We start from the raw sequence: 25061 nt of genomic DNA, 5'->3' as shown, positions 1-25061 counted from the left end.
GCTGGGATAGACTGGGTCCCGTGCGCGCGCCCCGCGGGGGCGCACCCCGGAGGTTCCATGCCCGAAGCCCAAGGCCCCTGCCCCATGGACCCCGGCCAATTGGAAGCCACCCTCCGGCGCCTGGCCGAGGAACTGCTGGCCCACCTGCGGCCCGGGGAGGAGGTCGTCCTCCTGGGCATCCGCTCCCGGGGCCTGCCCCTGGCCGAGCGCCTGGCCACCCACCTCCGCACCGCCACCGGGGCCGAGGTGCCCGTGGGCGCCCTGGACATCACCCTCTACCGGGACGACCTCACCGAGATGGTGGGCAGCCCCATCGTCCGGCCCACGGAGATCCCCTTCACCCTGAAGGAGCGCACGGTGGTGCTGGTGGATGATGTGCTCTACACGGGTCGCACGGTGCGCGCCGCCCTCGACGCCCTGCTGGACCACGGCCGCCCCCGGCGGGTGATGCTGCTGGTGCTGGCGGACCGCAGCGGTCGGGAGCTGCCCATCCAGGCCGATCTCGCGGGCCTGCGGGTGGAGGTGCCGCCGGGCCATCGCGTGGCCGTGCGGCTGAAGGAAATCGATGGTGAAGACGGCGTGACCGTGGAGGCCTGCTGATGACGTCCGAACGCTACGTCTTCCCCCACAAGCACCTGCTGGGCATCGAGCCCCTCAGCCCCCAGGACATCACGGCGATCCTGGACCAGGCCCGGGCCTTCGAGGAGGTCTGCGAGCGCCCCAGCATCAAGATCGTGCCCGCCCTGCGCAAGAAGCTGGTGGTGAACCTCTTCTTCGAGAACAGCACCCGCACCCGCAACAGCTTCGAGATCGCGGAGAAGCGCCTCTCGGCGGAGATCATCAACTTCGACGCCGACACCAGCAGCCTGAACAAGGGCGAGACGCTCATCGACACGGCCATGAACCTGGAGGCCATGCACCCGGACCTCATCGTCATGCGCCACAGCGCCCCCGGGGCCCACGCCCTCCTGTCCCGGCACATGAAGGCCAGCATCGTGAACGCCGGGGACGGGGCCCACGAGCACCCCACCCAGGCCCTGCTGGACGCCTACACACTGCGGAAGCACTTCGGAGGCCTGGAGGGCCTGCGGGTGGCCATCGTGGGCGACATCCGCAACAGCCGCGTGGTACGCTCCAACCTCTGGCTCCTCACCCGCATGGGCGCCAAGGTGACGCTCGTCGGCCCCCCCACGCTGGTGCCCCAGGAGATGGCCGCCACCTGGCCCGGCATCCGGATCAGCCATGACTTCGATTCCGTGATCCCCGAGCAGGACGCCATCATGATGCTTCGGGCCCAGTTCGAGCGCGGCACTGGCGCCTACATCCCTGGCCAGGGCGAGTACAGCCGCTTCTTCCAGCTCAACCCGGCGCGCATGAAGCGCGCGAAGAAGAACGTGGTGGTGCTGCACCCCGGCCCCATCAACCGCGGCCTGGAGATCACCAGCGACGTGGCCGACGGCCCCAACAACCTGATCCTGGATCAGGTCACCAACGGCGTGCCGGTCCGCATGGCCGTGCTCTACCTGCTGTCCCACCCCCACGGCGAGCAGGTGCCGTGAGCGCCCTCCCGGCGGAGCGCATCTTCCATTCCATCCACCTGTTCCGAAAGGAGCGGGTCATGCTCGATGCGGACCTGGCGGCCCTCTACGGTGTAGAGACCCGGGCCCTCGTCCAGGCCGTCAAACGCAACGCCAGGCGATTTCCGGCCGACTTCATGTTCCAGCTTGATGGGGAGGAATGGGCCGACTTGAGATCACAAACGGTGATCTCAAGTGCCTGGGGCGGTCGCAGAACGGCTCCCTACGCATTCACCGAACATGGCATTGCCATGCTTTCGAGCGTTCTCAACAGCGACCAGGCCATCGCCGTGAACATCGAGATCATGCGAGCCTTCACGCGCCTCCGGGGCATTCTGGCTTCCCATGCCGATCTCGCCAGAAAGCTCGAAGCCCAGGAACGCAAGTATGATGGCCAGTTCCGGGTGGTATTTGAAGCGATCCGGGACTTGATGGAGCCACCCGTCCCAGCCAAGAAGCCCATCGGCTTCCGTCCGAGGAAGTGACCATGGCCGCCCCCGTCGAGATCCTCTCCCGCCTGCTCTGGGTCCGCGATGCCGCGGCCCTCCCCGACCAGGCCCTGGCAGACCAGCTGGGGCTGGAGGCCAAGGCCCTCGCGGCCCTGGTGACCGCCCAGCCCGACCGCTTCCCCGAGGCCCTGGTCTTCCACCTGACCGCCGAGGAGCGCCAGCGCATCCCGGATGCCCCCGTGCTGGCCTTCACCGAGGCCGGAGCCGCCCTGCTGACAGGCCTGGTGCCCGGACACGAGCCGGCCCTGCTCAAGCTCCTGCCCGCCTTCGCCGAGGCCCGGCACGTGATCACGGCCCAGGCGGAGCTGTCCTTGCGCGTCACGGCCCTGGAGCAGAAGCTGGATACGCTCATCAAGGTCATCCAGGGCGAGGAGGTGGAGGGCGCCCCGAAGCAGCGCCCCATCGGCTTCGTCAACGAAGAAGACCTGCCCCATGGGCTGAAGTCCGGGCAGCGCGGGAAAACAGAACGCGAAGAGCGCAAATAGAGCGAAGGACGCGAATGAAGGATCTGGCTCTCAAGGACGAGGTTTTCGCGGTGATCGGGGCCGCGATCGATGTCCATCGGCACCTAGGGGCCGGGTTCCTGGAATCGGTCTACGCTGAGGCGTTGGCGCGGGAGCTTGAGGCCAGGGACATCCCCTTTGAACGCGAAGTGAGCCTGGAGATCATGTACCGGGGAAAGCCCCTGTCCAAACGATTCCAGGCGGATTTGGTCGTCGGAGGCGTCCTGATCGTGGAGCTCAAGGCCGTCGCCAAGCTCGGTCTGCTGGAGCGAGCCCAGGTGGTGAACTACCTGAAGGCCACGGGGCTCCACGTTGGGCTTCTGATCAATTTTGGATCCCATCCGAAACTGGAATGGGAACGCGTCGTCCATCAAGTTCCAGAGTAGGATTCGCCTTCTTCGCCCCCTTCGCGCCCTTCGCGTTCCAAAGGCATTCATGATCCCCGGCCCCATCACCCTCCTCATCCTCGACGGCTTCGGCGATGGACCCCGGAACGCCTTCGACGCCACCTTCGTCGCCGCCATGCCGCGCTTCAACGCGCTGCGGAAGGCCTACGCCACCACCCAGCTCTTCACCAGCGGCGAGGCCGTGGGCCTGCCCGACGGGCAGTTCGGCAACTCGGAGGTGGGGCACATGAACCTGGGCGCGGGCCGCGTGGTATGGCAGGAGCTGACCCGCATCGACGCGGCCATCCGGCGGGGAACCTTCCGGGAGAATGCGGCCATGGGGGCCCTGCTGGCGGGGCTGAAGGCCTCCGGGAAGCGGCTCCACCTCATGGGCCTCGTGAGCGACGGCGGCGTGCACAGCCACCAGAACCACCTCGTGGCGCTGGCCCAGTGGGCCCAGGCCGAGGGCGTGCCCACCACCATCCACGCCATCACGGACGGCCGGGACACGGGCCAGAAGAGCGCCGACGGCTACCTCCAGTGGCTGGCCTTCCAGCTGCGGAACACGCCGCTGGTGACGATCGGCTCCGTCTGCGGGCGCTACACGGCCATGGACCGGGACAAGCGCTGGGAGCGCACGGAGCAGGCCTGGAAGCTCTACGTGGACGGCGAGGCCCCCCAGGCCGCGCCGGACGCCCTGGCCGCCATCCAGGCCGCCTACGCCCGCGGCGAGACGGACGAGTTCGTGGCCCCCACCAAGCTCGCCGCCTTCCACCCCATCGCCGATGGGGACGGCGTGCTGTGGTTCAACTTCCGCGCCGACCGGGCCCGCCAGATGTGCCATGCCCTGGTGCATCCGGACTTCAAGGGCTTCGCGCCGAAGCACCGGCCGGCGGTGAGGCTGGTCACCTTCACGGCTTACGACATCGAGCTGGATCCCTACGTCTCCGTGGCCTACCCGCCCCAGAGCCTGGAGCACATCCTGGGCGAGCTCATCTCCGCCCAGGGCTGGAAGCAGTTCCGCACGGCCGAAACCGAGAAGTACGCCCACGTCACCTACTTCTTCAACGGCGGCCGGGAGGCGCCCTTCGAGGCCGAGGAGCGCCGCCTGGTGCCCTCCCCCAAGGTGGCCACCTACGACCTGCAGCCCGAGATGAGCCTGGCCGACGTGAGCCAGGGCCTCGAATCCGCCATCCGCTCCCGCGAGTACCGGTTCCTGGTCTGCAACCTGGCCAACCCCGACATGATCGGCCACACCGGGGACCTGAAAGCCGCCGTGACCGCCTGCGAGGCCGTGGACGCCGCCGTGGGCCGCATCGCCGACGCCACCCTGGCCATGGGCGGCGCCCTCTTCATCACCGCCGACCACGGCAACTGCGAGTGCATGCGAGACGAAGGCGGCAATCCCCACACCTCGCACACCCTGAATCCGGTCCCCGCGGTCCTCGTGGCCCGGGGCTTCGAGGCCTTCCAGCTGCGAGCCGGAGGCGCCCTCAGCGACGTGGCCCCCACCCTCCTGAAGCTCTTCGGTCTGCCCCAGCCCCAGGCCATGGACGGCGCGAGCCTGTTCTGACGAGATCGCATGACCGACCGGCCCCGCCCCAGGCTCAGCCCGTCCACCTTCATCAAGGGCGTGGGGGCACTGCTGGTCCTGTTCAACCTCCTGGCCGCCTTCACCGCGGCGTGGCTGCTGGTCCTGAGTCACCGGCATTACGTGGAGCGCGCGGAGGCCGCGACGCAGAACCTGGCTGAGGTCCTGGAGGACAACGTGGAGGACACGGTCCACCGGATCGACCTGACCCTCCAGTCCATCCAGGACGAAGCCCACCAGGACCCGGGCCACCACCGGATCGGAGCCCTCGTCCAGACCCAGTTCCGGCGGGTGGGCCTGCTGACCTCCCTGCAGGTGGCGGATGCCACCGGCCGGGTCCTGCAGGCCGCCCCGGTCCAGGCCCCCGGAAACGTGGGGGACCAGCCTTTCTTCGCCCAGCTCAAGGCACTGGCCGGGGATGAGTTGGCCATCTCGCGGCCCGTCCGGGGGCCCTCGGGAGCCTGGGTCATCGTCCTGGCCCGCCGGATGGTCCGCGCCGATGGGCGGTTCGCGGGCGGGGTCTTCGCCATGCTCCCCACGGAGCAGCTGGCCCGGACCATGTCCCACCTGGATGTGGGCCGGCACGGATCCGTGTCCCTGCGGGGCCAGGATCTCAGCCTCCTGGCCCGGTACCCGGACTTCGAGGGCCAACAGCGGATGACCGGCACGACTCGGATCCAGGGAACCTACCTGCGGGCCGTGCAGGCAGGGAACAGCACCTTCCACTTCAGCGAGCGGTCGGTCCTGGATGGCGTGCACCGGACCTACGTCATGCGGAAGACCGGCCGGCCCGTGTTCTACATCCTCGTGGGCCTGGCCCAGTCCGAGTACCTCCGGACCTGGCGCCACCAGGCGGCCTTCGCCGCCGCGGCGGTCCTCGGCCTGGCCGCCCTCACCCTGGCCCTGGGCTGGCAGGCCCGCTCCTCCTGGATCCGCCAGATGGAGGATCAAGCCCAGCTGGCCGCCCAGGAGGCCAAGTACCGGTTGCTGGCCGAGAACCTCGGGGATGTCATCTGGTCCATGGACCCCGAGGGGCGGCTCACCTACATCAGCCCCTCCATCCTCCGCCAGCGGGGTTGGACCCCCGAAGAATTCATGGCCCTCGGTCCCGAGGAGCGAGCCCTTTCCCGGAAGGGCAGCGAAATCGTGCGGGAGCGCATGGCCCGGGCCCACCAGCTCCCCCCGGGGTCCCAACCCTTCGAGGATGACCTGATGCAGGCGACCGTGAGGCGCAGGGATGGCCGGGAGATCCAGGTCGAAGCGCAGTGGCGGATCGTCTGGGGCGAGGATGGACGCCTGCTGGGCTTCCAGGGCGTCACCCGCGACATCACGGAACGCCGGCGCATGGAGGCGGAGCGGGAGCGGCTGATCGAAGGGCTGACCCAGGCGCTGGCCGACGTGAAGCAGCTCAGCGGCATGCTCCCCATCTGCAGCAGCTGCAAGAAGGTCCGAGACGACCACGGCTACTGGAGCCAGATCGAGACCTACCTTTCCGAGCACACGGAAGCCACCTTCACCCACGGCGTCTGCCCCGACTGCGCCCAGAAGCTCAGGGATGAAATGCAGGCACTCCGTGCCCAGAGGACGGAAGGGGACGGATCATGAGCACGGAGCGACAGCGAAGGCTCCATGTCCACGAGCGCCAGCGAGCAGGAGGACTGCGCGGTGCGCTCGCCGATACATGGAGGGCCACTTTGCCGAAGGCGAAGCCCGAAGGGCGAGGCACCGGAGGTGCCGAGTGAGCATGCAGCGACAGCAAAGGCTCCATGTCCACGAGCGCGAGCGCGTGGGAGGACAGCGCGGTGCGCTGGCCGATACATGGAGGGCCACTTTGCCGAAGGCGAAGCCCGAAGGGCGAGGCACCGGAGGTGCCGAGTGAAGATCGCCTTCATCGGCACGCACGGCGTGGGCAAGACCACGCTCTGCTATGAGCTGGCCGCGGCCCTCAAGCGGGACGGGGTCCATGTGGACATCGTGAAGGAGGTGGCGCGCCTCTCGCCCCTGCCCATCAACCAGAAGACCTCCCTCGAGGCGCAGACCTGGATCTTCTTCACCCAGATGGCCGAGGAGATCCGTTCCGCCAGCCAGCATGACGTGGTGGTGTGCGACCGAAGCGTGCTCGACAACTACGCCTACATGATGCTGGCCTTCGGCCGCCAGCTGCCCATCGAGCGCTTCATGCACCACTGGATGAAGGGCTACGACCTGCTCTTCAAGGTGCCGTTCTCAGGGCACCTGGCGGCGGACGGCGTGCGGGACACGGACACTTTCTTCGCCGAGGCCATCGACAAGCTGGTGGACAAGCTCCTGGAGGAACGGTCCATCCCCTTCGAGCGCCTGGATCCCAAGGACCGGCCGGGCTGGATCCACCGGGTCAAGGAGGTCGTCCTGAGCCACCCCAAGGGCCAGAAACGGCTGCTTTAGCCAGAATGTGACCCAGGTCCCCCACTCCCCTCTGGAGGGAGCCTGACTCCGGGTAGATGATCAGGAGGTCGGGAGGTCCGTTATGGCCGAGACCAGCATCCTGTCCGTGCGCGGCGCCAGCTTCATGTTCCACCCCGCGGGCGCCCTGCCCCAGTTCACGCCCGAGGAGAGCAGCGAGGAGGCGCTCGCCATCGCCGAGGCCGCCCGCGACTTCGTCAGCGGCGAAGTCATGCCCCGGGACGAGGCGATCGACCATCTCGACCTCGACCTGAACCGCGAGCTGCTGCGCAAGGCCGGCGAGCTGGGCATCCTGGGCATCGAGATCCCCGAGGCCTACGGGGGCCTGGACCTGGAGAAGAAGACCGCCCTCCTGGTGCTGGAGGAGATGGCCAAGCAGGCCAGCTTCTCCACCAGCTACGGCGCCCACACCAGCATCGGCACCCTGCCCATCGTCTACTTCGGGAACCACGAGCAGAAGGCGAAGTACCTGCCGAAGCTCGCCAGCGGCGAGTGGGTGGCGGCCTACGCCCTGACCGAGGCCGGCAGCGGCTCCGACGCGCTGGGCGCCAAGGCCACCGCCGTGCTGGAGGACGGCCACTGGGTGCTGAACGGAACCAAGGCCTGGATCACCAACGCCGGCTTCGCGGATGTCTTCGTGGTCTTCGCCAAGGTCAACGGCACCCACCTCAGCGCGTTCATCGTGGAGCGCGCCGATCCTGGCGTGAGCACCGGCGCCGAGGAGAAGAAGCTCGGGATCAAGGGAAGCTCCACCCGCACGGTCATCCTCGACAACTGCCGCATCCCCGAGGACCGGATCCTGGGCGGCAAGGGCAAGGGCGCCCGCATCGCCTTCGGCATCCTGAACGTGGGCCGCTTCAAGCTGGGCGCCAGCTCCGCCGGGGCCGGCAAGCGCGTGCTCGAATACACCCTGAAGTACGCCGGAGAGCGCACCCAGTTCGGCAAACCCCTCACGGCCTTCGGCCTCATCCAGCAGAAGCTGGCCAACATGGCCGTGCGGATCTTCGTGGGCGAGAGCATGAACTTCCGCACCATCGGCTACCTGGACGAGGCCCTGGGCCACACGAGCTGGGAGAGCGAGACCGGCGGCGCCGACAAGATGAAGGCCATCGAGGAGTACGCCATGGAAGCCTCCATGGCCAAGGTGTGGGGCAGCGAGGCCCTCTTCGCCACCGCCGACGACGCCCTGCAGACCTTCGGCGGCGCCGGCTTCAGCGCCGAGTACCCGGCCGAGAAGATCTACCGCGACTGCCGCATCAACCGCATCTTCGAGGGCACCAACGAGATCAACCGTCTGCTCATCGCCCAGACCTTCCTCAAGCGCTGCAGTGGCACGGACGGCCTGCCCCTGGTGGAGGCCGGGACGGCCCCCGCCCAGGTGCCGGAGGACGGCCTGCTGGCCACCGTGGCCCTGGCCAAGGCCCGGGCTCTCCGCGTGATCGCCCGCGCCCAGGCGGAGCACGGACCGAAGATCCTCGACAACCAGGAGGCCGCGGCCCACATCAGCAACCTCCTTCTGGAGCTCTACGCCATGGAGTCCGCCGCCGTGCGCGCCGGGAAGATGGCCGCCAGCGGCCACCGCTGGGCCGCCCTGGCCAGGGACCTGGCCGAGGTCTACGCTCAGGAGGCCTGGAACCGGGTTCAGTCCGAGGCCCGCATGCTGGCCGGCGAGCTGGCCGCCGGAGCGGCCCTGGACGCCCTCATGGACGAGCTGCTGGCCATGCGCGCCCCGGCCCCGGCGCCGCTCTCCGTCCTGCGGAACCGCATCGCCCTGGCCCTCATGGATCAGGGGCGGTATCCCATCGGCTGATCGGCCGGCCAATCAGCTACTTGATCCCGGTGTGCAGGGCGGCGATGCCGCCCGTGAGGTTCGTCCAGCCGACCTCGCGGAACCCCGCAGTCCCTAGCTCGGAGGCCAGGGCCCGCTGATCCGGGAAGCCCCGGATGCTCTCGGGAAGGTAGGTGTAGGCCGAGGCGTCGCCGCTGATCCATGCGCCGATGCGGGGCAGCACCCGGAGGCTGTACCAGTCGTAGAGCGCCTTCAGGCCCGGAACCACCGGAGTGCTGAACTCCAGGATGGTGAGCTGGCCACCGGGCTTCAGCACCCGCAGGAACTCCGCATAGGCCAGGGGCCGCGCCTCCACGTTGCGGATGCCGTAGCAGATGGTGATGCCGTCGAAGGTGGCGTCCTTGAAGGGCAGCCGCTGGGCATCCGCGTCGCTGGAGGCCCAGATGCGGTCCGCCAGGCCCTTGCGCTGGAACTTGGCGGGCCCCAGGCGCAGCATGGCGTGGGTGAAGTCCGTGCTCACCACCTCGGCGCCGCGGCGGGCCAGGGCCACGCTGGAATCCCCGGTGCCCGCGGCCACGTCCAAGAAGCGCTTCCCGGGCGCGGCCCCGGCGCGGCGGGCCATGCGCCACCACCACCAGAAGTCCACGCCGCCCGAGAGCACATGGTTCAGGAGGTCGTACTTCCCGGCGATGGCCGAAAACATCTGCTGCACGTGACGGCCTTCCGGCATTCAACCTCCAGGGGTCATTCCATTGAACCAGAGAGGAGACCTACCGGAGGTATATCCCGTGGTACCGGCGTCAGGCCCAGCCTGGCGTCGGCACGAGGGGTCCGGGAGGACTCGCGAGCAGAGCGAGCAGGCGGTCCCCCCAGAGGGCGTTGACCGAAGGTAGAGGCTAGCCAAGAGCCACGGGGACCCCCATCGTGATCCCTACCCAATCTGGAGGACAGAGATGAGCACCGCCGCTGCAGAGCAGGTCAAGGGAGGCAGTTTCCTGCTGACCCCCATCGGGGCGCTGCCCCAGTTCACCGCCGAGGAGTTCGGCGATGACGCCAAGGAGTTCGCCCGGGCCGCCCGGGACTTCATCGAAGGCGAGGTCATCCCCAAGGACGAGGCCATCGACAAGCTCGACCTCCCCCTCACCATCGAGCTCATGAAGAAGGCCGGCGAGCTGGGCCTCCTGGGCCTGGAGATCCCCGAGGCCTACGAAGGCATGGACGTGGACAAGCGCACGGCCATGCTCGTGCTCGAGGAGATGAGCAAGCAGGGCAGCTTCGCCGTGAGCTACAGCGCCAACACCGGCATCGGCACCCTGCCCATCGTCTACTTCGGCACCGAGGCCCAGAAGAAGGCTTACCTGCCCAAGCTGGCCACGGGTGAGTGGCTGGCCGCCTACGCGCTGACGGAAGCCGGCAGCGGCTCCGACGCGCTCGGCGCGAAGGCCACGGCCGTGCTGGACGGGGACACCTGGGTGCTGAACGGCACCAAGATGTGGATCACCAACGCCGGCTTCGCGGATGTCTTCGTGATCTTCGCCAAGGTGGACGGCAAGGACTTCAGCGCCTTCATCGTCGAGAAGACGGACCCCGGCGTGAGCACGGGCGCCGAAGAGAAGAAGATGGGCATCAAGGGCAGCTCCACCCGCACCGTCATCCTGGAGAACTGCCGCATCCCCAAGGACCGCCTGCTGGGCGAGATCGGCAAGGGCCACAAGATCGCCTTCGGCATCCTGAACATCGGCCGGTTCAAGCTGGGCGTGGGCAGCCAGGGCGGCATGAAGCGCATCCTGGAATACACGATCAAGTACACCGGCGAGCGCCAGCAGTTCGGCAAGCCCATCAACTCCTTCGGGCTCATCCAGCAGAAGCTCGCGGATATGGCCACCAAGATCTTCGTGGCCGAGGCCCTGAACTTCCGCACCATCGGCTACCTCGACGACGCCCTCCACGCCACCAGCTGGGACAGCCCCACGGCCGGCGCCGACAAGATGGCCGCCATCGACGAGTACGCCATCGAGTGCAGCATCTCGAAGGTGTGGGCCAGCGAGGCCCTGTTCAACGTGGCGGACGAGGCCGTGCAGGCCTTCGGCGGCTACGGCTTCAGCGCCGAGTACCCGCCCGAGAAGGCCCAGCGCGACTGCCGCATCAACCGCATCTTCGAGGGCACCAACGAGATCAACCGCCTCCTCATCGCCGGCACGCTGCTCAAGCGCGCCATGAAGGGTGAGCTGCCGCTCATGCAGTTCGGCCAGCAGGTGGCCAAGGAGATCTCCAACCCGATCAAGGCCGAGAGCTTCACGGGCCCCCTCGCCCGCCTGAAGCACGGCGTGGAGCTCAGCAAGCGCCAGTGCATGCTGGCCGCGGGCCTGGCGGTGCAGGTGCTGGGCCAGAAGCTCGTGGACAACCAGGAGGTCATGGCCCGCATGAGCAACATGCTCATGGAGATCTACGCCATGGAGAGCGCCGTGGTGCGCGCCGAGCGCATGGTGGAGTCCGGCCACCGCTGGGCCCAGATCGCCCGCGACATGACCGAGCTCTACGTGAACGAGAGCTGGCACAAGGTCCACGGCGACGCCCGCATGCTCTGCGCGGACGTGGTCGAGGGCGAGGCCCTTCGCCACGCCCTGGCCGGCGTGAAGGCCTTCACCGAGTTCCACCCCACCAGCAGCGCCCGCCTGCGCGGCCGCATCGCCTCGGAACTGATCCAGAAGGGCTGCTACCCCGTCGAAGTGATCTGATTCTGCGTGACGGCAGACACGGAATGGGCCCCGACGGGGCCCATTCTGCATTCAGGGAATCAGTTCAGCGCCGGATCTCGCGGCCGCCGCCCCGTCCTTCACCGCCGGAGGGCCGGGAGGGCGCCTGGGTGGGTCGGGACTCGGGAGCCGACTCTCGGCGCTCTTCGCGGGGCGGATCGACCCGCGGCGCGGGGCGGTATTCCCGCTCTGCGGGCCGAGGCGAAGGGTCCGGGCGGCGCTCTTCGCGCTCGATCCGCTGCCGCGGCTCCACGGGGCGCTCCCGGGGGGCGGCTTCCAGGCGTCGGTCCGGGGCGGAAGGCCGGGACTCGTAGCCGCGTTCCCGGGGCTGGGACTCCCGAGGCTGGGACTCCCGGGGCTGGGGTTCCTGGCGCCGATCCTCCACGCGGGACCGGGGCTCCACGGGGCGTTCCCGCGTGACGGACTCCTGGCGCCGATCCTCGATGCGTCCGCGGGGATCCGCGCCGCGTTCCCGGGGAGCGGGTTCAGCCTTGCGGTCCTGGGTCGCGGGCAGCTCGCGTGCGCGGTCCCTCGGCCGGTCCTCGAAGCCCCGTCCGCGGGGGGAGGCGGCGGGACGATCGGCCCCCTGCTGGACCCTCCGGCCGCGATCCTCGAAGGGCACGCGGGTGACGGCTGCTCCCGGCGTCCCCGGGGTGCCGGGCCTGGCTCCGGCCGCGGCGGGGGGGAGTTCCCGGCGGATGATGGTCCGGCCGGTGGCGGCCTGGGCCTGGCGCTCATAGGCCGCGAGGCGCTGGCGGTTCACGTCGCGCTGGAAGACCGGCTGGATCTGGGACGGGTTGCGGAACTCGGTCGGCGAGACCACCAGCGGAGAGCGGCGCCAGGGAGGGGTCAGGTCGCGGCCGCCGCCGGTCCAGGTGGTGCTGCCGGTGGGACCGTTGAAGGTCCGGAGGACATTGGCGTCGGAGTAGATGCGCCCGCGGACGTTCACGACATTGATGTAGTTCACGGACACCACGTTCCACGCGTAGCCGCCGCCCCAGGCGCCATAACCCCAGTGGCAGGGGGTGTTGTAGTAGCCCAGGGGCGCCCAGCCGTAGTAGCCGGGCGTGTAGTTCCAGGCCACCCAGGCGGGGCTGTAGTAGATGCCGGGGATCCAGAACCAGCCCACGCCGAGGCTCCAGTGCCAGCGGCCGTGGTGATAGGCCACATAGGCCCAGGGCTCGTCGGAGACCCAGGTCATGCCGCCGGAGTAGGGCGCCCAGCGGCCATCGTAGTAGGGACGCCAGTCTTCGGCCACGCCGGCCGGCTGCCAGACCCAGCCGAACTCGTCGGAGTGGACCCAGCGGCCATGGTCGTCCAGCTCGTCTGCGTAGTAGCGGATCTCCGGGGGCACCCGGTCCCAGCTTTCGCCGCGCCGGATGACCACGGCCCGCTCGCTCCAGCGGTCGAAGTCGTCGCCATCGTAGGTGTTGAAGTCGCGAATGCGGTCCAGGCGGTCCTGGGGGCTGTAGACGGTGAGGCGCTCGCCGGCGGCGATCCGGTTCTCGTCCCGCTCGTTGGCGAAGGAGACGCGGCCGCTGTGGACCTTGAGCCGCACCACCTTGTCACGCTCGGCCTCGATGGTGAAGGATCCGCTGTCGAAGCAGGTGGCCGTGCCCGAAGGCGTGTCCACCCGGAATCGCGCATCGGAATGGCCGCCCAGCAGCACCCTCATCCGGCCGTAGTCCAGGCGCAGCAGGACTTGCTTCTCGCCCTTCCGGTCGGTGAAGAGGGCCGCGACGGTGAACCGGGTGGCGCCGCCGAAGGCGATCCGGGTGCCATCGCCCAGTTGCAGAACGCCACGACCGCGGCTTTCCACGACATCGCCCTCTCCGACGGGTGTGCCGCGGCTCAGGGTCTCGTCCACGTCGCCCTTGCGGATGCGGACTTCGCCCTCCAGGGCCCGAACCATGGCATAGCGTTCTGGAGCCTCGCCCTGGTAGGTTTCATCGTCCGCCGGGTTCTGATTGGCGGCCTGGGGAGCGGCGCTGAGGAGGGCAGCGGGAAGCAACAGGGCCGCGGCGTAACGTGAATGGGTGAAGGACGCGTTCATGGGACCTCCGCTGGATTGGATGCCGACGCCCATAGGGTCGGTTCCGGGGGCTACTGAGCCAGGGTCGTGCCAGTTTGGAAACCCTAGGCCCTTCCATTCTTTCAGTCCTTGGGGAAAGGGGCGAGGGCCGTGCCCAGCTTGGGGGCTTCGGCATGGGGGCCCAGGGCGGCCAGCCTCGGCAGCAGGCCCATCCAGGGGATGGACCACTGGCGGGGTGCGCCCTTTTCCACATCTCCAGCGGCCACTTCGAGGCGATCCGGGAGGAAGCGGATCCGCAGGTCGCGGCCCGGCGGCAGGGGCAGATGGACCACCCGGGCCGTGGCGGGATGCACCACGGTCAGGAAGCCTTCGCCATCCTCCAGCACCCAGAGCAGGCCCCGCAGGAAGGGGCGGAAATCATCGGCGGCCCAGCGGAGCCCGCCCAGCCCCTGTGTGAGCGGCGAATCCGTGGGGAAACTCCAGACGCCCCAGGCCGAGGCGAGCGGCACGCCGCCGTCACGCCAGGCCCGCAGGGGCCGCCCCGGCAGCCCCGCCTGCAGAAGGATCAGGCCCCGGGCGTCGCTGACCCGCAGGGTGCCATCTCCGCTCAGGTGCACGGTCATGGGCCCCTGCGAAGCCGCAGGAACGCCCGGCACGTCCGCCGGCGGCGCCCAGCGTTCCGCCTGCCAGGCGAGGGGGGAGGCCTGCTCCCAGGGCAGGCGCGGGCGGCCCTGCGCTCCCTGGGCGGCAGCGGGGGGAAGCTGGGGGGTGGCGGCGGCCAGCGCCGCCCCGGTCAGGAAGAGGGCGCCCAGCCGCACAGGGCCTCCAGGTTTCGGGTGGTCAGTTCAGCCAGCTTCAGGGAGGAGATCCCCCGCAGGCCGGCCACGGCCTCGGCGGTGTACCGCACGAAGCCCGGTTCGTTCGGCTTGCCCCGGTAGGGGACCGGCGCCAGGAAGGGCGCGTCCGTCTCCACCAGGATGCGATCCGCGGGGGCCCAGGCCGCCACGTCCCGCACCGCCTCGGCCTTCTTGAACGTGGCGATGCCTGAAAAGCTCAGGTAGAAGCCCAGGTCCAGGGCCTTCGCGGCGAAGGGCCGGTCCTCGCTGAAGCAGTGGATGATGCCCCGGACGGCGTCGGCGCCCTCCTCTTCCAGGATCCTCAGCGTGGCTTCGGGGGCGGAGCGGGTGTGGATCATGAGGGGTTTCCGAAGCGCCTTCGCCAGGCGGATCTGGGCGCGGAACACCGCCTCCTGCTCGTCCCTCGGACTCAGATCGTAATGCCAGTCCAGACCTGTCTCGCCCACGAAGCGCACGGCGGGGTCAGCCGCCAGGGCCTTCAGGGCGGGTTCCGTATCCTGAGACCACGTCTTGGCCTCGTGGGGATGCACGCCCAGGCTGGCCTGGACGCCTGGAATGCGCCGCGCAAGGTCAAGCACCGCGCGGGAATCCTCCAAATCGGTGCCAACGGCGATGAAGCCAGTCACCCCTTCTGCGCGTGCTCGTGCCAGCGTGGCCTCCACCTGGCCCTCAGCCAGGTAGGTTCCCGTGAGATGGCAGTGGGCGTCCACAAGCATGCTTTCATAGTCCCATGCCATCCAAGAATCACGTTGCGCGCTTCCGCGCCGATGATTCCATTGACCTCGGTTTCATGCGCTCAACATCCCTCGTATTCTTCGCCTGGCTCTGGCTGGGACTGGTCGGAGCCATCCTGCCCCTGGCGGGACAGCAGCCCGCGTTCCGGCGTTTCGGGCTGCGGGATGGCCTTCCGCAGAGCCAGGTGACGGCGCTGATCGAGGACCAGCACGGGTTCCTGTGGGTGGGCACCAACACCGGCGGCGTCGCCCGGCTGGGCGCCTCCGGCTTCCGGACTTTCGCGGCCCCGCAGGGACTCAAGGCCCTCTTCGTCTACGCCCTCATGGAATCCCCCTCCGGAAGCATCTGGGTGGGCAGCCAGGAAGGGGTCTCCGAGATCCGCGGCGACACGGTCCTGAACTACGGCCTCGCCGAAGGAGAAGGGGTCTTCGAGGGCCTGGCCCTCGGCCTGGATGACCAGGATCGCGTCCTCGTGGGCAATCGCCAGGGGCTGTTCCGGCTGGAGGAGGGGAAGTTCCTTCCGATCCGGCTGCCCGCACCCTGGCCCGGCGGCCCGATCCGGCGCCTGGTCCGGGACCGCGCCAAGGGCATCTGGATCCTTGGCAAGGATGGCGCCGTGGCCCGCTGGGATCCGCAGGGCCTCCGCATGTATTCCCTGTCCCCCAAGCATCCGGGCGGTCGGGTTCGAGACCTCCAGGTGGATGCTCGCGGACAGGCCTGGGTGCTGCTCGACGGCGCGCTGCTCCGCATGGACCGTGGCCGGTGGGTGAACGAGCCGCTGTCCGGTCTTCCCCGCGTTCCGCGGATGGTCAGCCTCCGGTTCAATGCCCAGGGCGAGGGATTCCAGATCTCCCTGGGCGGCGATGGCGTGCTGGTGCGGGAACCCGATGGGCGCAGCCGCATCCTCACCTCCGACAGCGGCCTTCCCCGGGACCGGATCTTCGTCGCCATGCGCGATCACCGGGGCGTGCTCTGGGTCGGTTCCGATGGCGACGGGCTGGCGGCCCAGGCGCTGCCGGAGCTGCTGACCATCGACAGTTCCGGCGTGATCCTGGGCAAGGATCTGGCCGCGGTCTCGGGCATCCTCGAGCTCGATCCCCAGAGGTACCTCCTCGCCGCCAGCACTGGCGTCTACCTGGTCGAGGACGGCCGCAACATCACCGCCCACTGGACCCAGCGCGACGGCCTGCCCGCCACCGAGACCTGGGGCATGCTCGCCGATGGCTCGGGCGGCGCCTGGGTGGGAACGGATCGCGGCCTCGCCCGCTGGAAGAACGGCCAGGTGTCGCCCGCCGGCCCGGCGCAGATGTCCAAGGCGGCGGTGCTGACCCTGGTGCGGAGCGGCACCGGCATCCTGGCGGGCACCGATCAGGGCCTGTTCGAGCTGGATGGCCAAGGGCGCCTGCTGTCCCACCACCGCCTGCCCCCCGAGGCCGGCAACGAGACCGTCTCGAACATCCTGCGCTACCAGGGCCGCCTCCTTCTGGCCACGGGCTACGGGCTGTGGGAACTGGTCGGCGGGAAGCTCCAGCGGGCCTTCCCGTACGCGCCCTTCGCCAGTTCCACCGTGACGGCCATGGCCGTCGATTCCCGGGGGCGGCTCTGGATCGGAACCATGAAAGGCCTCCACCTGTGGCGGGACGACCAGTGGACGACCTTCGGGCTCAACGAAGGCCTGCCGGACGAAGGGATCAATTTCATCGCCGACGTGGGGCGCGGTCACATGGCCTTCGGCCACAACAAGGGCGTAACGCTGCTGGAGGGCCGGAACCTCCACCACCTGAGCCGCAGCCAGGGCCTGATCTCCGAGGAGACCAACCACGACGGCTTCCTGCTGGATTCCAAGGGCCGCCTGTGGATCGGCATGATCGGGGGCGTCTGCATCCTGCAGGACGCCCTGTCGTTCCACAACACGCCCCTGCGGCCGCCCACCCTTCTCGATGTGCGGTGGCCCGGAGGTTCCCAGGCGCTTCCCGACAAGGCGACCGTTCCGCCGCGCCCGGACTACCTGGACCTCAGCTTCGACACCGGCGACCCGCTGGTGCCCTCCCAGCTCCACTACCAGGCCTGCCTCCAGGGCGTGGACGACGGATGGCAGCCCGTGAACCAGGGCCTCACGCTCCAGTACCGGAACCTCCGGGCGGGCCACTACGAGTTCTACCTGCGCGCCTCCAGCGATGGCGTGACCTGGGCCGAGGCGGCACCCGTCTCCATCGAAGTCCGTCCCGCCTGGTACGAGCGCTGGCTGATGCGCGGGCTGATCGCCCTGGCCCTGATCGGCCTGCTCGCCTGGGTGCTCTGGTGGCGCGGCCACAGCCTCGCCATGCGTTCCCGCGAGCTCGAAGAGACCATCGAGAACCGGACTCTCATGCTGGACCGGCAGAACCGCGCCCTGGAGCACGCCCACCAGCAGATCAAGCGCAGCCTCGAAAGCCGGCTGAAGCTGCTGGACATGGTCACGCACGACCTCCGCTCGCCCCTCACCACCATCCTCCTCACCCTGGACCGCCTGCGCGAGCTGATTCCCCGCGCCAACCTGAACCTGCTCGACGTGATGGAGCGGGAGGCGAACCGCATCGAGACGCTCCTGCGGAACCTCCTGGATCAGAGCCGCTCGGAGGCGCTGCTGCAGAGCCTCAAGCTGGTGCCCACCGTCCCCGCCGAGGTCACCGAGGGTTTCGAGGACGTGCTTCGGCTGAAGGCCGAGGCCAGGGGCCTCGCCTTCCACCTCGAGGTCTCCCCGGACGCAGGGCGGGCGCACATCCTCGCTGATACGGCCACCCTCCACCAGATCCTCCTGAACCTCTTCGAGAACGCCCTCAAGTTCACGCCGTCCGGAGGCGAGGTGGGCGTCAGGTCCTCGGTGGACTGGGAGGCCCGGATCTGGCGCCTCGAGGTCTGGGACACCGGGCGCGGGCTGGATGTCTCGAAGGTCGAGGAGCTGCTCATGCCCTTCCGGCAGACCCAGGCCGGCGATGCCGCCCATGGATGGGGGCTCGGCCTCTTCATCTGCCGCAGCCTCATCGACGCGCACCAGGGGGAGATGAAGATCGACAGCGAACCCGGCCGGGGCGCCCGCTTCATGGTGGAGCTCCCGCTGCAGGAAGCCTGATCCCTGTGACCGAGGGCATAAACCCCAGGCACGTCCGGGCCGTTCCGAGCATCCTGGGTGGACCCGGAGACTTTGTGCCCCCCTCTTTCCCCATGCCGATGAACAGCCAGCCCCCCCGGATGCTCAGGCTGAAGGACGGCCTCAAGGACGGCCTCGGCAGGGCCATCACCTACCTTCGGATCTCGGTGACTGAGCAGTGCAACCTGGCCTGCGTCTACTGCAAGCCGAGAACCGGAGCCCAGGAGCGCGCCGAACCCCCGGCCATGAGCCGGAACGAGCTGGTGCAGATCGCCCAGGTCTTCACCAGCCTGGGCATCCGGAAGGTGCGCCTCACGGGCGGCGAGCCCCTGATGCGCCGGGATCTGGAGACCATCGTCGCGGGCATCAGCCCCGAGGTGGAGGGCCGGGTGCACCTCACCACCAACGGCATCCACCTGGCCCGCCGGGCCAGGGGCCTGCGGGACGCCGGTCTTTGCGGGGTGAACGTGAGCCTGGACGCCGCGGAGCGCGGCTCCTTCGAGCGCCTCACCCGCAAGGATGGCCTGTCCCGCGTGCTGGCGGGGATCGAGGCGGCCCGGTCCGCCGGCCTCAAGACCAAGCTGAACGCGGTGGTCCTGAAGGGCTGGAACGAAGACCAGATCGTCCCCCTAGCCCGGCTGGCCCAGACGGAGGGCATCCAGGTGCGCTTCATCGAGTTCATGCCCTACCAGGGCAATGGCTGGGGGCGCGACCAGTTCATGCCCGCCGGCGAGATCTTGCGCATCGCCCAGGAAGGCCTCGGGATCTCCCTGGAGGAAGAGCCGGTGGTGGGCCTGGAGGAAGGTCCTGCGCGGATCTTCAAGCTGGCGGGGAGTGAAGGCAAGGTCGGCGTCATCTCGACCCTCAGCGCGGACTTCTGCGACCGCTGCAACCGCGTTCGGCTCACCAGCCGCGGCGAACTGAAGGCCTGCCTCTTCGGGAACAAGCCGGTGGATCTCCTGGAGCCCCTGCGGAACCACGCCTCGCACGAGGATCTCGCACGCCTCGTCCGCCAGGCCCTCACCGAGAAGCTGGATTGCCACCCCATGCGCCGCGGGGAGGCCCCGGTCCTCTCGAGTGGCATGTGGCAGGTGGGTGGATGAGCTCCCCGCGCGCCGGCCTGCTGCTTCTGAGCGGCGGCCAGGGACGCAGGATGGGCGAGGCCAAGCACACCCTGGCGCACCCGGCCGGCGGCTCCTGGGGGGCGCGCCTCGTCCAGGTCTTCGAGGCCGTGTTCCCGGGGGCGCCCGTCCAGGTGCTGGGAGAGCCCCTGCCGGACCGTCCCGGGTTGCCGGTGATCGACGATCCCCGGGAGGGACCTGCCCGGGCGCTGCAGACCTGGGCGGCCCTCGAGGCGCCCGCTGCCCGCCGCTGGTGGGTGCTGGCCTGCGACCAGGTGCGCTGGACGCCGGAGCGCCTGGAGGACTGGGCCCACCGCGCCGAGGCCGCCGATCCCCAGGCCCTCCACTGGGTGATGGCGCGCCACCGGGGCCACCTCCAGCCCCTGGGCGGCTGGATCGCCACCGCGCTTCGCCCGGCCCTCGCCGCCGCGACCTCCCGCTCGCTCATGGCCCTGGCGGAGTCCCTGCCGCACTTGGTCCTGCCCGCCGAGGGCCCCGAGTGGCTGGACGTGGATACGCCGGAAGAGCGGCGCGCCTTCGAGGATGAGGGCCAGGACCAGGGCTAAGGCTGGTGGCTGGTGACCGAGGAAAGCTCAGCCCAGGCGCTTGCGCACCAGACGCTCCACGGGCACGCCGCCCTTGAGGTGGCTCTCGATGATCTCGGGCACGTCCTCGGGCGTGACGTGGGCGTACCAGATGCCGTCGGGGTAGACCAGCACCGCCGGACCGATGGCGCAAAAGCCCACAGAGCCGCAGTGGATGCACTGCACCTCACCTTCACGGTTCCCCTTGTAGAACAGCAGCTTCTCCTCGATGAGGTGGGCCTTGAAGGCCTCCAGGACCGCCTCGGAACCATTGGCTGTGCAGCTCTTGGCGGTGCAGACCAGCACCTGCCGCTTCAGTGCGGGCCCCATCACCGGGGTCACCGCGGCGTCCTGCTCGGGGGTGGGGATGGATCGGGGTGCATCCATGGAGAACCTCGCAACCCTCAAGATAACAGTCCATTCCAGCGTCTATGGCCAGGTTCCAGATCCATGCCAATCGAAGGTTTTCGTTCAAATTACTTGGTGGTTATTTAATTATTGGTGACCATGGTCACGAACAACTTGACCTCGTTATCCACCCATTCATCCTCTATTCAGCGGCGCTCTCATCCGCGCCCGTAACAAGCTCCCACAGGATCCCCGGGATCCAGTGCCTTCGGCCTGCCTGGCCGGGCGCCATCCCTTCCTCACCCACCCCAGAAAGGACGTGCTCCATGCGGAACACCCTGAAGCTCCTCGCCGTGCTCGCGGCACTCACGGTGCCCCTCGCCGCTCAGGGCGGCAGCGACACCAAGGGCAAATTCTTCTTCAAGAAGACCTGCAAGTCCTGCCACACCCCCGGAAGCGCCGCCAAGGAGATCACCCCCCTCTCCAAGACCCAGGCCCAGTGGAAGGCCTACTTCGCCGCCGGCAAGCACAAGAAGGGCGCCGAGAAGATCGACTCCGTCGTGAAGCCCGAGCAGGTCAAGGACATCCAGACCTTCCTCGTGAACCACGCCTCCGATTCCCCTCAGCCCGAAACCTGCGGCGGCTGATCCCAGCCTCGCATCCGAACCCCTGCCCTTGAACCCCTCACCCCGGAGGCATACGTCATGAATTCCAGAATCGCGCTCGCCCTGGTCGCCATGCTGGCGCCCGCGGCCCTCAGCGCCCAGTCCGCCCAGGACCTGCAGAAGCAGATCGAGCAGTTGAAGGTCCAGCTCAAGGCCGTCGAAGAGAAGGCCGCCGCCGCACAGGAAGTGGACACCCGCCTGACCAAGGTCGAGACCAAGGTCGCCGGCGACAACATCCAGTGGGGCGGCGATCTTCGCACCCGCTTCGACAGCACCACCTGGCACTTCAAGCCCTACCAGGCCTTCATGGGCTTCGCCCAGAACCCGGCGACGGGCATGCCCATGCCGCTGACGCAGCAGGTCCCCGATCAGGACTGGAGCAACTCCGTCCAGTGGTCCACCCGTCTGCGCCTGAAGATGGGCATCACCATCAACGAGAACGCCAAGATCATGGGCCGCCTCGTGATGTACAAGGTCCATGGCGGCGCCGACGTGCCGACCTTCAACGGCTCGCCGAACACCGTCGCGAACTCCTTCAACTCCGGCAAGATCCCCAGCACCGACGTGCTGCGCGTCGAGCGCGCCAGCCTGGTCTACCACTTCAACTCGCTCGCCAGCATCCTGTCCATCGGTCGCCAGAACACCACGGATGGCCCGCCGTTCGAAGTCCGCGAGGGCGGTGAGCGCCAGGCCACGCCCCAGGCCCTGGCCGTGAATGCCACCATCGACGGTCTCGGCTGGAAGTTCCAGCTCGAGAAGCTCGGCCTGCCCGAAGGCACCCTGCTCGGCATCTGCTACGGCGTGGGCTACGAGTCCGGCTTCGGCGGCGGCGGCCTGGTGAAGACCAACGCGGCCCCCGTGGGCTTCAACTTCACCAACGTGGACATCAACACCACCACCGGCCAGCCGAACATGCAGAACGCCTCCATGCAGGTCGCCAGCATCGGCCCCCTGAAGGACACCACCGTCCTCGGCGCCATGTTCGACATGCCCCTGCTGTTCCAGATCGGCGAGAGCGTCCAGAGCGCCAACTTCTACCTGGGCTACAACCGCTTCGGGAACATGATGGACATCCCGTACGGCAGCCTGAACAACTTCCCGATCCCCGCCATGCCCGGGATCGGCGGCATGCCCGCCAGCCAGTACGTGACCGCCACCAACAACCTCGGCGACATGGACCAGTGGACCATGACCTGGAAGCACAAGGTGGGCGACCAGTTCACCTACTTCCTGAGCGGCGGCTACATCAAGAGCCATCCGAACGGCAAGGTGTCGCAGTACGGCGCCTACTGGGACTTCCCGGCCGTGATGCCTCCCGGATACCCCACCGGCACCCAGCAGCTCGCCGGCTTCGGCGGCCTCATGGGCGATCCCGATCACAGCCACACCGCCACGGCCTACTACGCCGGCATGCGCTGGGATCCCACCGAGAAGCTCGGGATCGGCGTCGAGTTCAACCACGGTTCGCCGCGCTGGTTCACCTACAACCCCGCCACCGGCGAGTACAGCGAGAAGCTGGGCACGCGCGGCGACGTGTGGGAAGGCTACATCCACTGGCGCTTCGCCAAGAACGCCGCCCTCCGCCTGGGCTACCTGGACTACAAGTACAGCCACGCCTTCAGCGGCTGGCAGATCGGCCCCGGCGCCATGCCTGGCCAGAGCTGGGAAGACGCCTACGACCTGAGCAAGAACCCCATGCTCCAGTACAGCTTCCCGGCCCGGGTGAAGAACACCTACGCCGCCATCGAAGTGACGTTCTAGAGACCTGAAACCGCGGGCCGGAGGGGCGACCCTCCGGCCCGTCCTCCACCACCCTTCCTCGCATCACCAGGGAGACCACGATGGGAACGATTCGCATGGATCGCCGGCTGTTCCTGAAAAGCGCGGGCGCCACCGCGGGGGCCGTCGCCGCCACACAGGTGGGATGCCTCAGATACTTCAAGAAGGGGCGCAGCTCCGCCGCAGAAACGAAGGAGATCCCGACGACCTGCGAGTTGTGCCCGAACAAGTGTTCGGCCATTGCCGTGGTCGAGGGCGGCTTCGTCAAGAAGCTGAACCCCAACCCCGAGAACCCCAAGTCCCGCGACATGCTGTGCGCCCGCGGCAACGCGGCCATCAAGCAGGTCTACGATCCCGACCGCATCAAGCAGCCCATGATCCGCGTGGGCGCCCGGGGCGAGGGCAAGTGGAAGCCCGTGAGCTGGGACGAGGCCTTCGACTTCGCGGCCAAGAAGCTGTCCGAGGTGAAGGACAAGTACGGTCCGCAGGGCACTCTCTGGTCCTCCACCGAGGGCTTCCAGGAGGTCTTCTTCAAGAACCTGGGCCTGGCCTTCGGCTCTCCCAACATCGTGCGCCATCCGACGCTGTGCCTCGCCTCGGTGAACCTGGCCTACAGCGCCACCTTCGGCACGGTCCCGAGCTTCGACCTGCTGAACAGCAAGTTCGTCATCATGTCCGGCGCCAACCGCTTCGAGAGCATCATCACGCCCGACACGATGGACCTCATCGGCGGCGTGATGGAGCGCAAGGCCAAGCTGGTCTACCTCGACCCCCGCTTCACCGTCACCGCCGCCAAGGCTGACGAGTGGTACCCCATCAAGCCCGGCTCCGACCTGGCCTTCATCCTCGCCATGATCCACGTGATCATCAAGGAGGGCCGCCACAGCAAGGACTTCGTCGCCACCTACACCACCGGCTTCGACCAGCTCGCCGAGCACGTGAAGCAGTACACGCCGGAGTGGGCCGAGAAGGAGACCGAGATCCCCGCCGCGGACATCGTCCGCATCGCCCGCGAGTTCGCTGATGCGGGCGCCCGGGCCCTCTACTACGCGGGCCGCCGGTCCTCGTGGTACCAGAACGACTTCCAGATGCGCCGCGCCCAGGCCATCCTCAACGCCATCGTCGGCAACTGGGACCAGATGGGCGGCATGGTGCCCAACGCCAAGCTGCCGAAGGGCGAGTTCCTGTTCATGCCCTGGGACGAGCCCAAGGCCGCCCGGGTGGACGAGATCGAGACCGCCTTCCCTCTCGCCGCCAAGGGCGACGGCGTCTACCTCAAGCTCCGCGAGAACGTCCTCAGCGGGAAGCCCTACCCCGTGAAGGGCTGGATGGTCTACAAGCAGGACCCCATGAACTCCCTGCCCGACCAGGCCAAGACCATGAAGATGATCGAGCAGATGGACTTCATCGGCGTCATCGACCTGCAGATGAGCGACATGGCCTGGTATGCGGACGTGGTCTTCCCCGAGAGCGCCTACCTGGAGCGCACGGATCCCGTGGAGGTGATGCCCGGCATCTGGCCCGCCGTGGTCTACCGCCAGCAGGTGGTCAAGCCCATCCACGACACGAAGCCGAACCTCGAGATCGTCCAGGGCCTCGCCAAGCGACTGGGCCTCAGCGACTACTTCGACTACACCATCGACCAGTGGGTCGAGGCGGAGTTCAAGGACCTGCCCATCCCCATGGCCGCCGAGCACATGAAGAAGCACGGCGTCTGGGCCGCCAGCGGCCAGCCCAGCTATGGCAAGACCCTGAACCCGGAGCACCGCTTCGTCACCAAGAGCGGCAAGATCGAGCTCTTCTCGGAGCGCCTCCAGGAGGCCGGCCACGACCCCCTGCCTGTCTACACGGCCCAGCCCCAGCCCCGGAACGACCAGTTCCGACTCATCCTGGGCCGCGTGGGCTACTTCACCCACGCCAACCAGTCCAACAACGTCTGGCTGCACGAGTTCATGAAGGAGAACGACCTCTGGATCAATCCCAAGCCCGCTGAGCGGCTCGGGATCAAGGATGGCAGCTACATCACGGTCACCAGCAGCGTGGGCAGCGTGAAGCTCAAGGCCCGCGTCACCGAGGAGATCCGCCCGGACTGCGTGTTCATGCTCCACGGCTTCGGCAAAAAGTCGAAGATGCAGAGCCTCGTCTACAACGTGGGCGCCAGCGATGCCGTGATCCTCGAGACCGCCTGGGACAAGGTCTCCGGGAACGCGGCCTTCCACGAAACCTTCGTCAAAGTCGCGAACGCCTGAGGAGGGTG

Annotated in this window: 21 protein-coding genes; 16 read left to right on the top strand and 5 right to left on the bottom strand. The window is 68.4% G+C overall.

Annotated features, from left to right (window positions below):
- The first annotated feature begins 57 nt into the window (after positions 1-57).
- The 9 genes from pyrR to ML539_RS01700 all read left to right on the top strand — a co-directional run bounded on the left by pyrR (position 58) and on the right by ML539_RS01700 (position 8818).
- Entirely contained in the window at positions 58-600 is a 543-nt protein-coding gene (gene pyrR, locus ML539_RS01740) for a bifunctional pyr operon transcriptional regulator/uracil phosphoribosyltransferase PyrR (protein WP_243320082.1), read from the top strand.
- Positions 600-1559 (top strand): aspartate carbamoyltransferase catalytic subunit, encoded by a 960-nt coding sequence (locus tag ML539_RS01735; protein ID WP_243320080.1) that lies wholly within the window; start codon positions 600-602, stop codon positions 1557-1559. Before pyrR ends, ML539_RS01735 begins: the two co-directional genes overlap by 1 nt.
- Positions 1556-2062, top strand: a complete 507-nt coding sequence (locus ML539_RS01730; RefSeq protein WP_347710728.1) for an ORF6N domain-containing protein — start codon at positions 1556-1558, stop codon at positions 2060-2062. The genes ML539_RS01735 and ML539_RS01730 overlap by 4 nt, the downstream gene beginning before the upstream one ends.
- Positions 2063-2064: 2 nt before the next feature.
- Positions 2065-2571 (top strand): ORF6N domain-containing protein, encoded by a 507-nt coding sequence (locus tag ML539_RS01725; protein ID WP_243320076.1) that lies wholly within the window; start codon positions 2065-2067, stop codon positions 2569-2571.
- A gap of 14 nt (positions 2572-2585) precedes the next feature.
- Entirely contained in the window at positions 2586-2975 is a 390-nt protein-coding gene (locus tag ML539_RS01720) for a GxxExxY protein (RefSeq protein ID WP_243320074.1), read from the top strand.
- 49 nt (positions 2976-3024) lie between these two features.
- Positions 3025-4548 (top strand): 2,3-bisphosphoglycerate-independent phosphoglycerate mutase, encoded by a 1524-nt coding sequence (gene gpmI, locus ML539_RS01715; protein WP_243320072.1) that lies wholly within the window; start codon positions 3025-3027, stop codon positions 4546-4548.
- 9 nt (positions 4549-4557) lie between these two features.
- Complete coding sequence (locus ML539_RS01710; protein WP_243320070.1) at positions 4558-6171, top strand: PAS domain S-box protein; 1614 nt, start codon at positions 4558-4560, stop codon at positions 6169-6171.
- A 270-nt stretch (positions 6172-6441) separates the two neighbouring features.
- Positions 6442-6990, top strand: coding sequence for an ATP-binding protein (locus ML539_RS01705; RefSeq protein WP_243320068.1), 549 nt, complete (start codon positions 6442-6444; stop codon positions 6988-6990).
- Between the two features lie 82 nt (positions 6991-7072).
- Positions 7073-8818, top strand: coding sequence for an acyl-CoA dehydrogenase family protein (locus tag ML539_RS01700; protein ID WP_243320066.1), 1746 nt, complete (start codon positions 7073-7075; stop codon positions 8816-8818).
- A 16-nt stretch (positions 8819-8834) separates the two neighbouring features.
- On the opposite strand, the gene ML539_RS01695 is transcribed toward ML539_RS01700, so the two are convergent.
- Positions 8835-9527, bottom strand: coding sequence for a class I SAM-dependent methyltransferase (locus ML539_RS01695; protein ID WP_243320053.1), 693 nt, complete (start codon positions 9525-9527; stop codon positions 8835-8837).
- 223 nt (positions 9528-9750) lie between these two features.
- Between ML539_RS01695 and ML539_RS01690 the strand changes: the two genes are divergently transcribed.
- Complete coding sequence (locus ML539_RS01690) at positions 9751-11535, top strand: acyl-CoA dehydrogenase family protein (protein WP_243294297.1); 1785 nt, start codon at positions 9751-9753, stop codon at positions 11533-11535.
- Positions 11536-11599: 64 nt separating this feature from the next.
- Here ML539_RS01690 and ML539_RS01685 read toward each other — a convergent pair whose 3' ends face one another.
- The 3 genes from ML539_RS01685 to ML539_RS01675 all read right to left on the bottom strand — a co-directional run bounded on the left by ML539_RS01685 (position 11600) and on the right by ML539_RS01675 (position 15158).
- The gene (locus tag ML539_RS01685) at positions 11600-13606 is read right to left on the bottom strand and encodes a FecR family protein (protein WP_243320051.1); all 2007 of its coding nucleotides are present in this window, start codon (positions 13604-13606) and stop codon (positions 11600-11602) included.
- 101 nt (positions 13607-13707) lie between these two features.
- The gene (locus ML539_RS01680; RefSeq protein WP_243320049.1) at positions 13708-14403 is read right to left on the bottom strand and encodes a hypothetical protein; all 696 of its coding nucleotides are present in this window, start codon (positions 14401-14403) and stop codon (positions 13708-13710) included.
- Positions 14379-15158: a TatD family hydrolase gene (locus ML539_RS01675; protein ID WP_243320047.1), complete on the bottom strand. Its 780-nt coding sequence runs from the start codon at positions 15156-15158 to the stop codon at positions 14379-14381. The genes ML539_RS01680 and ML539_RS01675 overlap by 25 nt, the downstream gene beginning before the upstream one ends.
- A gap of 74 nt (positions 15159-15232) precedes the next feature.
- On the opposite strand from ML539_RS01675, the gene ML539_RS01670 reads away from it, so the two are divergent.
- The 3 genes from ML539_RS01670 to ML539_RS01660 all read left to right on the top strand — a co-directional run bounded on the left by ML539_RS01670 (position 15233) and on the right by ML539_RS01660 (position 19994).
- A complete protein-coding gene (locus ML539_RS01670) occupies positions 15233-18289 on the top strand; it encodes a sensor histidine kinase (protein WP_243320045.1) in 3057 nt (1018 codons plus the stop codon).
- A 98-nt stretch (positions 18290-18387) separates the two neighbouring features.
- Positions 18388-19410 (top strand): GTP 3',8-cyclase MoaA, encoded by a 1023-nt coding sequence (gene moaA, locus ML539_RS01665; protein WP_243320043.1) that lies wholly within the window; start codon positions 18388-18390, stop codon positions 19408-19410.
- Positions 19407-19994 (top strand): NTP transferase domain-containing protein, encoded by a 588-nt coding sequence (locus ML539_RS01660; protein WP_243320041.1) that lies wholly within the window; start codon positions 19407-19409, stop codon positions 19992-19994. Before moaA ends, ML539_RS01660 begins: the two co-directional genes overlap by 4 nt.
- Positions 19995-20021: 27 nt before the next feature.
- Here the strand turns inward: ML539_RS01660 and ML539_RS01655 are convergent, their stop codons facing one another.
- The gene (locus ML539_RS01655; RefSeq protein ID WP_243320039.1) at positions 20022-20399 is read right to left on the bottom strand and encodes a (2Fe-2S) ferredoxin domain-containing protein; all 378 of its coding nucleotides are present in this window, start codon (positions 20397-20399) and stop codon (positions 20022-20024) included.
- Positions 20400-20686: 287 nt separating this feature from the next.
- Here ML539_RS01655 and ML539_RS01650 point away from each other — a divergent pair, with 287 nt between their 5' ends.
- The 3 genes from ML539_RS01650 to ML539_RS01640 all read left to right on the top strand — a co-directional run bounded on the left by ML539_RS01650 (position 20687) and on the right by ML539_RS01640 (position 25053).
- Positions 20687-21007, top strand: a complete 321-nt coding sequence (locus ML539_RS01650; RefSeq protein ID WP_243286568.1) for a cytochrome c — start codon at positions 20687-20689, stop codon at positions 21005-21007.
- Positions 21008-21064: 57 nt separating this feature from the next.
- The gene (locus tag ML539_RS01645; RefSeq protein WP_243320038.1) at positions 21065-22786 is read left to right on the top strand and encodes a DUF3373 family protein; all 1722 of its coding nucleotides are present in this window, start codon (positions 21065-21067) and stop codon (positions 22784-22786) included.
- Positions 22787-22866: 80 nt separating this feature from the next.
- The gene (locus ML539_RS01640) at positions 22867-25053 is read left to right on the top strand and encodes a molybdopterin-dependent oxidoreductase (RefSeq protein WP_243320036.1); all 2187 of its coding nucleotides are present in this window, start codon (positions 22867-22869) and stop codon (positions 25051-25053) included.
- Positions 25054-25061 lie beyond the last annotated feature (8 nt).

The sequence above is a fragment of the Geothrix sp. SG200 genome (genome assembly GCF_022808935.1).
GTDB classification, from domain to species: domain Bacteria; phylum Acidobacteriota; class Holophagae; order Holophagales; family Holophagaceae; genus Geothrix; species Geothrix alkalitolerans.
This window is presented reverse-complemented; position numbering and strand designations above follow the sequence as displayed.

What these genes read in the sequence shown, in the direction of transcription:
- ML539_RS01670 (WP_243320045.1), top strand. Translation starts at nt 15,233, where the DNA reads ATGCGCTCAACATCCCTCGTATTCTTCGCCTGGCTCTGGCTGGGACTG.
- ML539_RS01675 (WP_243320047.1), bottom strand. Translation starts at nt 15,158, where the DNA reads ATGCTTGTGGACGCCCACTGCCATCTCACGGGAACCTACCTGGCTGAG.
- ML539_RS01710 (WP_243320070.1), top strand. Translation starts at nt 4,558, where the DNA reads ATGACCGACCGGCCCCGCCCCAGGCTCAGCCCGTCCACCTTCATCAAG.
- ML539_RS01725 (WP_243320076.1), top strand. Translation starts at nt 2,065, where the DNA reads ATGGCCGCCCCCGTCGAGATCCTCTCCCGCCTGCTCTGGGTCCGCGAT.
- ML539_RS01650 (WP_243286568.1), top strand. Translation starts at nt 20,687, where the DNA reads ATGCGGAACACCCTGAAGCTCCTCGCCGTGCTCGCGGCACTCACGGTG.
- ML539_RS01735 (WP_243320080.1), top strand. Translation starts at nt 600, where the DNA reads ATGACGTCCGAACGCTACGTCTTCCCCCACAAGCACCTGCTGGGCATC.
- ML539_RS01695 (WP_243320053.1), bottom strand. Translation starts at nt 9,527, where the DNA reads ATGCCGGAAGGCCGTCACGTGCAGCAGATGTTTTCGGCCATCGCCGGG.
- pyrR (WP_243320082.1), top strand. Translation starts at nt 58, where the DNA reads ATGCCCGAAGCCCAAGGCCCCTGCCCCATGGACCCCGGCCAATTGGAA.
- ML539_RS01645 (WP_243320038.1), top strand. Translation starts at nt 21,065, where the DNA reads ATGAATTCCAGAATCGCGCTCGCCCTGGTCGCCATGCTGGCGCCCGCG.
- ML539_RS01720 (WP_243320074.1), top strand. Translation starts at nt 2,586, where the DNA reads ATGAAGGATCTGGCTCTCAAGGACGAGGTTTTCGCGGTGATCGGGGCC.
- ML539_RS01685 (WP_243320051.1), bottom strand. Translation starts at nt 13,606, where the DNA reads ATGAACGCGTCCTTCACCCATTCACGTTACGCCGCGGCCCTGTTGCTT.
- ML539_RS01660 (WP_243320041.1), top strand. Translation starts at nt 19,407, where the DNA reads ATGAGCTCCCCGCGCGCCGGCCTGCTGCTTCTGAGCGGCGGCCAGGGA.
- ML539_RS01700 (WP_243320066.1), top strand. Translation starts at nt 7,073, where the DNA reads ATGGCCGAGACCAGCATCCTGTCCGTGCGCGGCGCCAGCTTCATGTTC.
- ML539_RS01655 (WP_243320039.1), bottom strand. Translation starts at nt 20,399, where the DNA reads ATGGATGCACCCCGATCCATCCCCACCCCCGAGCAGGACGCCGCGGTG.
- gpmI (WP_243320072.1), top strand. Translation starts at nt 3,025, where the DNA reads ATGATCCCCGGCCCCATCACCCTCCTCATCCTCGACGGCTTCGGCGAT.
- moaA (WP_243320043.1), top strand. Translation starts at nt 18,388, where the DNA reads ATGAACAGCCAGCCCCCCCGGATGCTCAGGCTGAAGGACGGCCTCAAG.
- ML539_RS01640 (WP_243320036.1), top strand. Translation starts at nt 22,867, where the DNA reads ATGGGAACGATTCGCATGGATCGCCGGCTGTTCCTGAAAAGCGCGGGC.
- ML539_RS01690 (WP_243294297.1), top strand. Translation starts at nt 9,751, where the DNA reads ATGAGCACCGCCGCTGCAGAGCAGGTCAAGGGAGGCAGTTTCCTGCTG.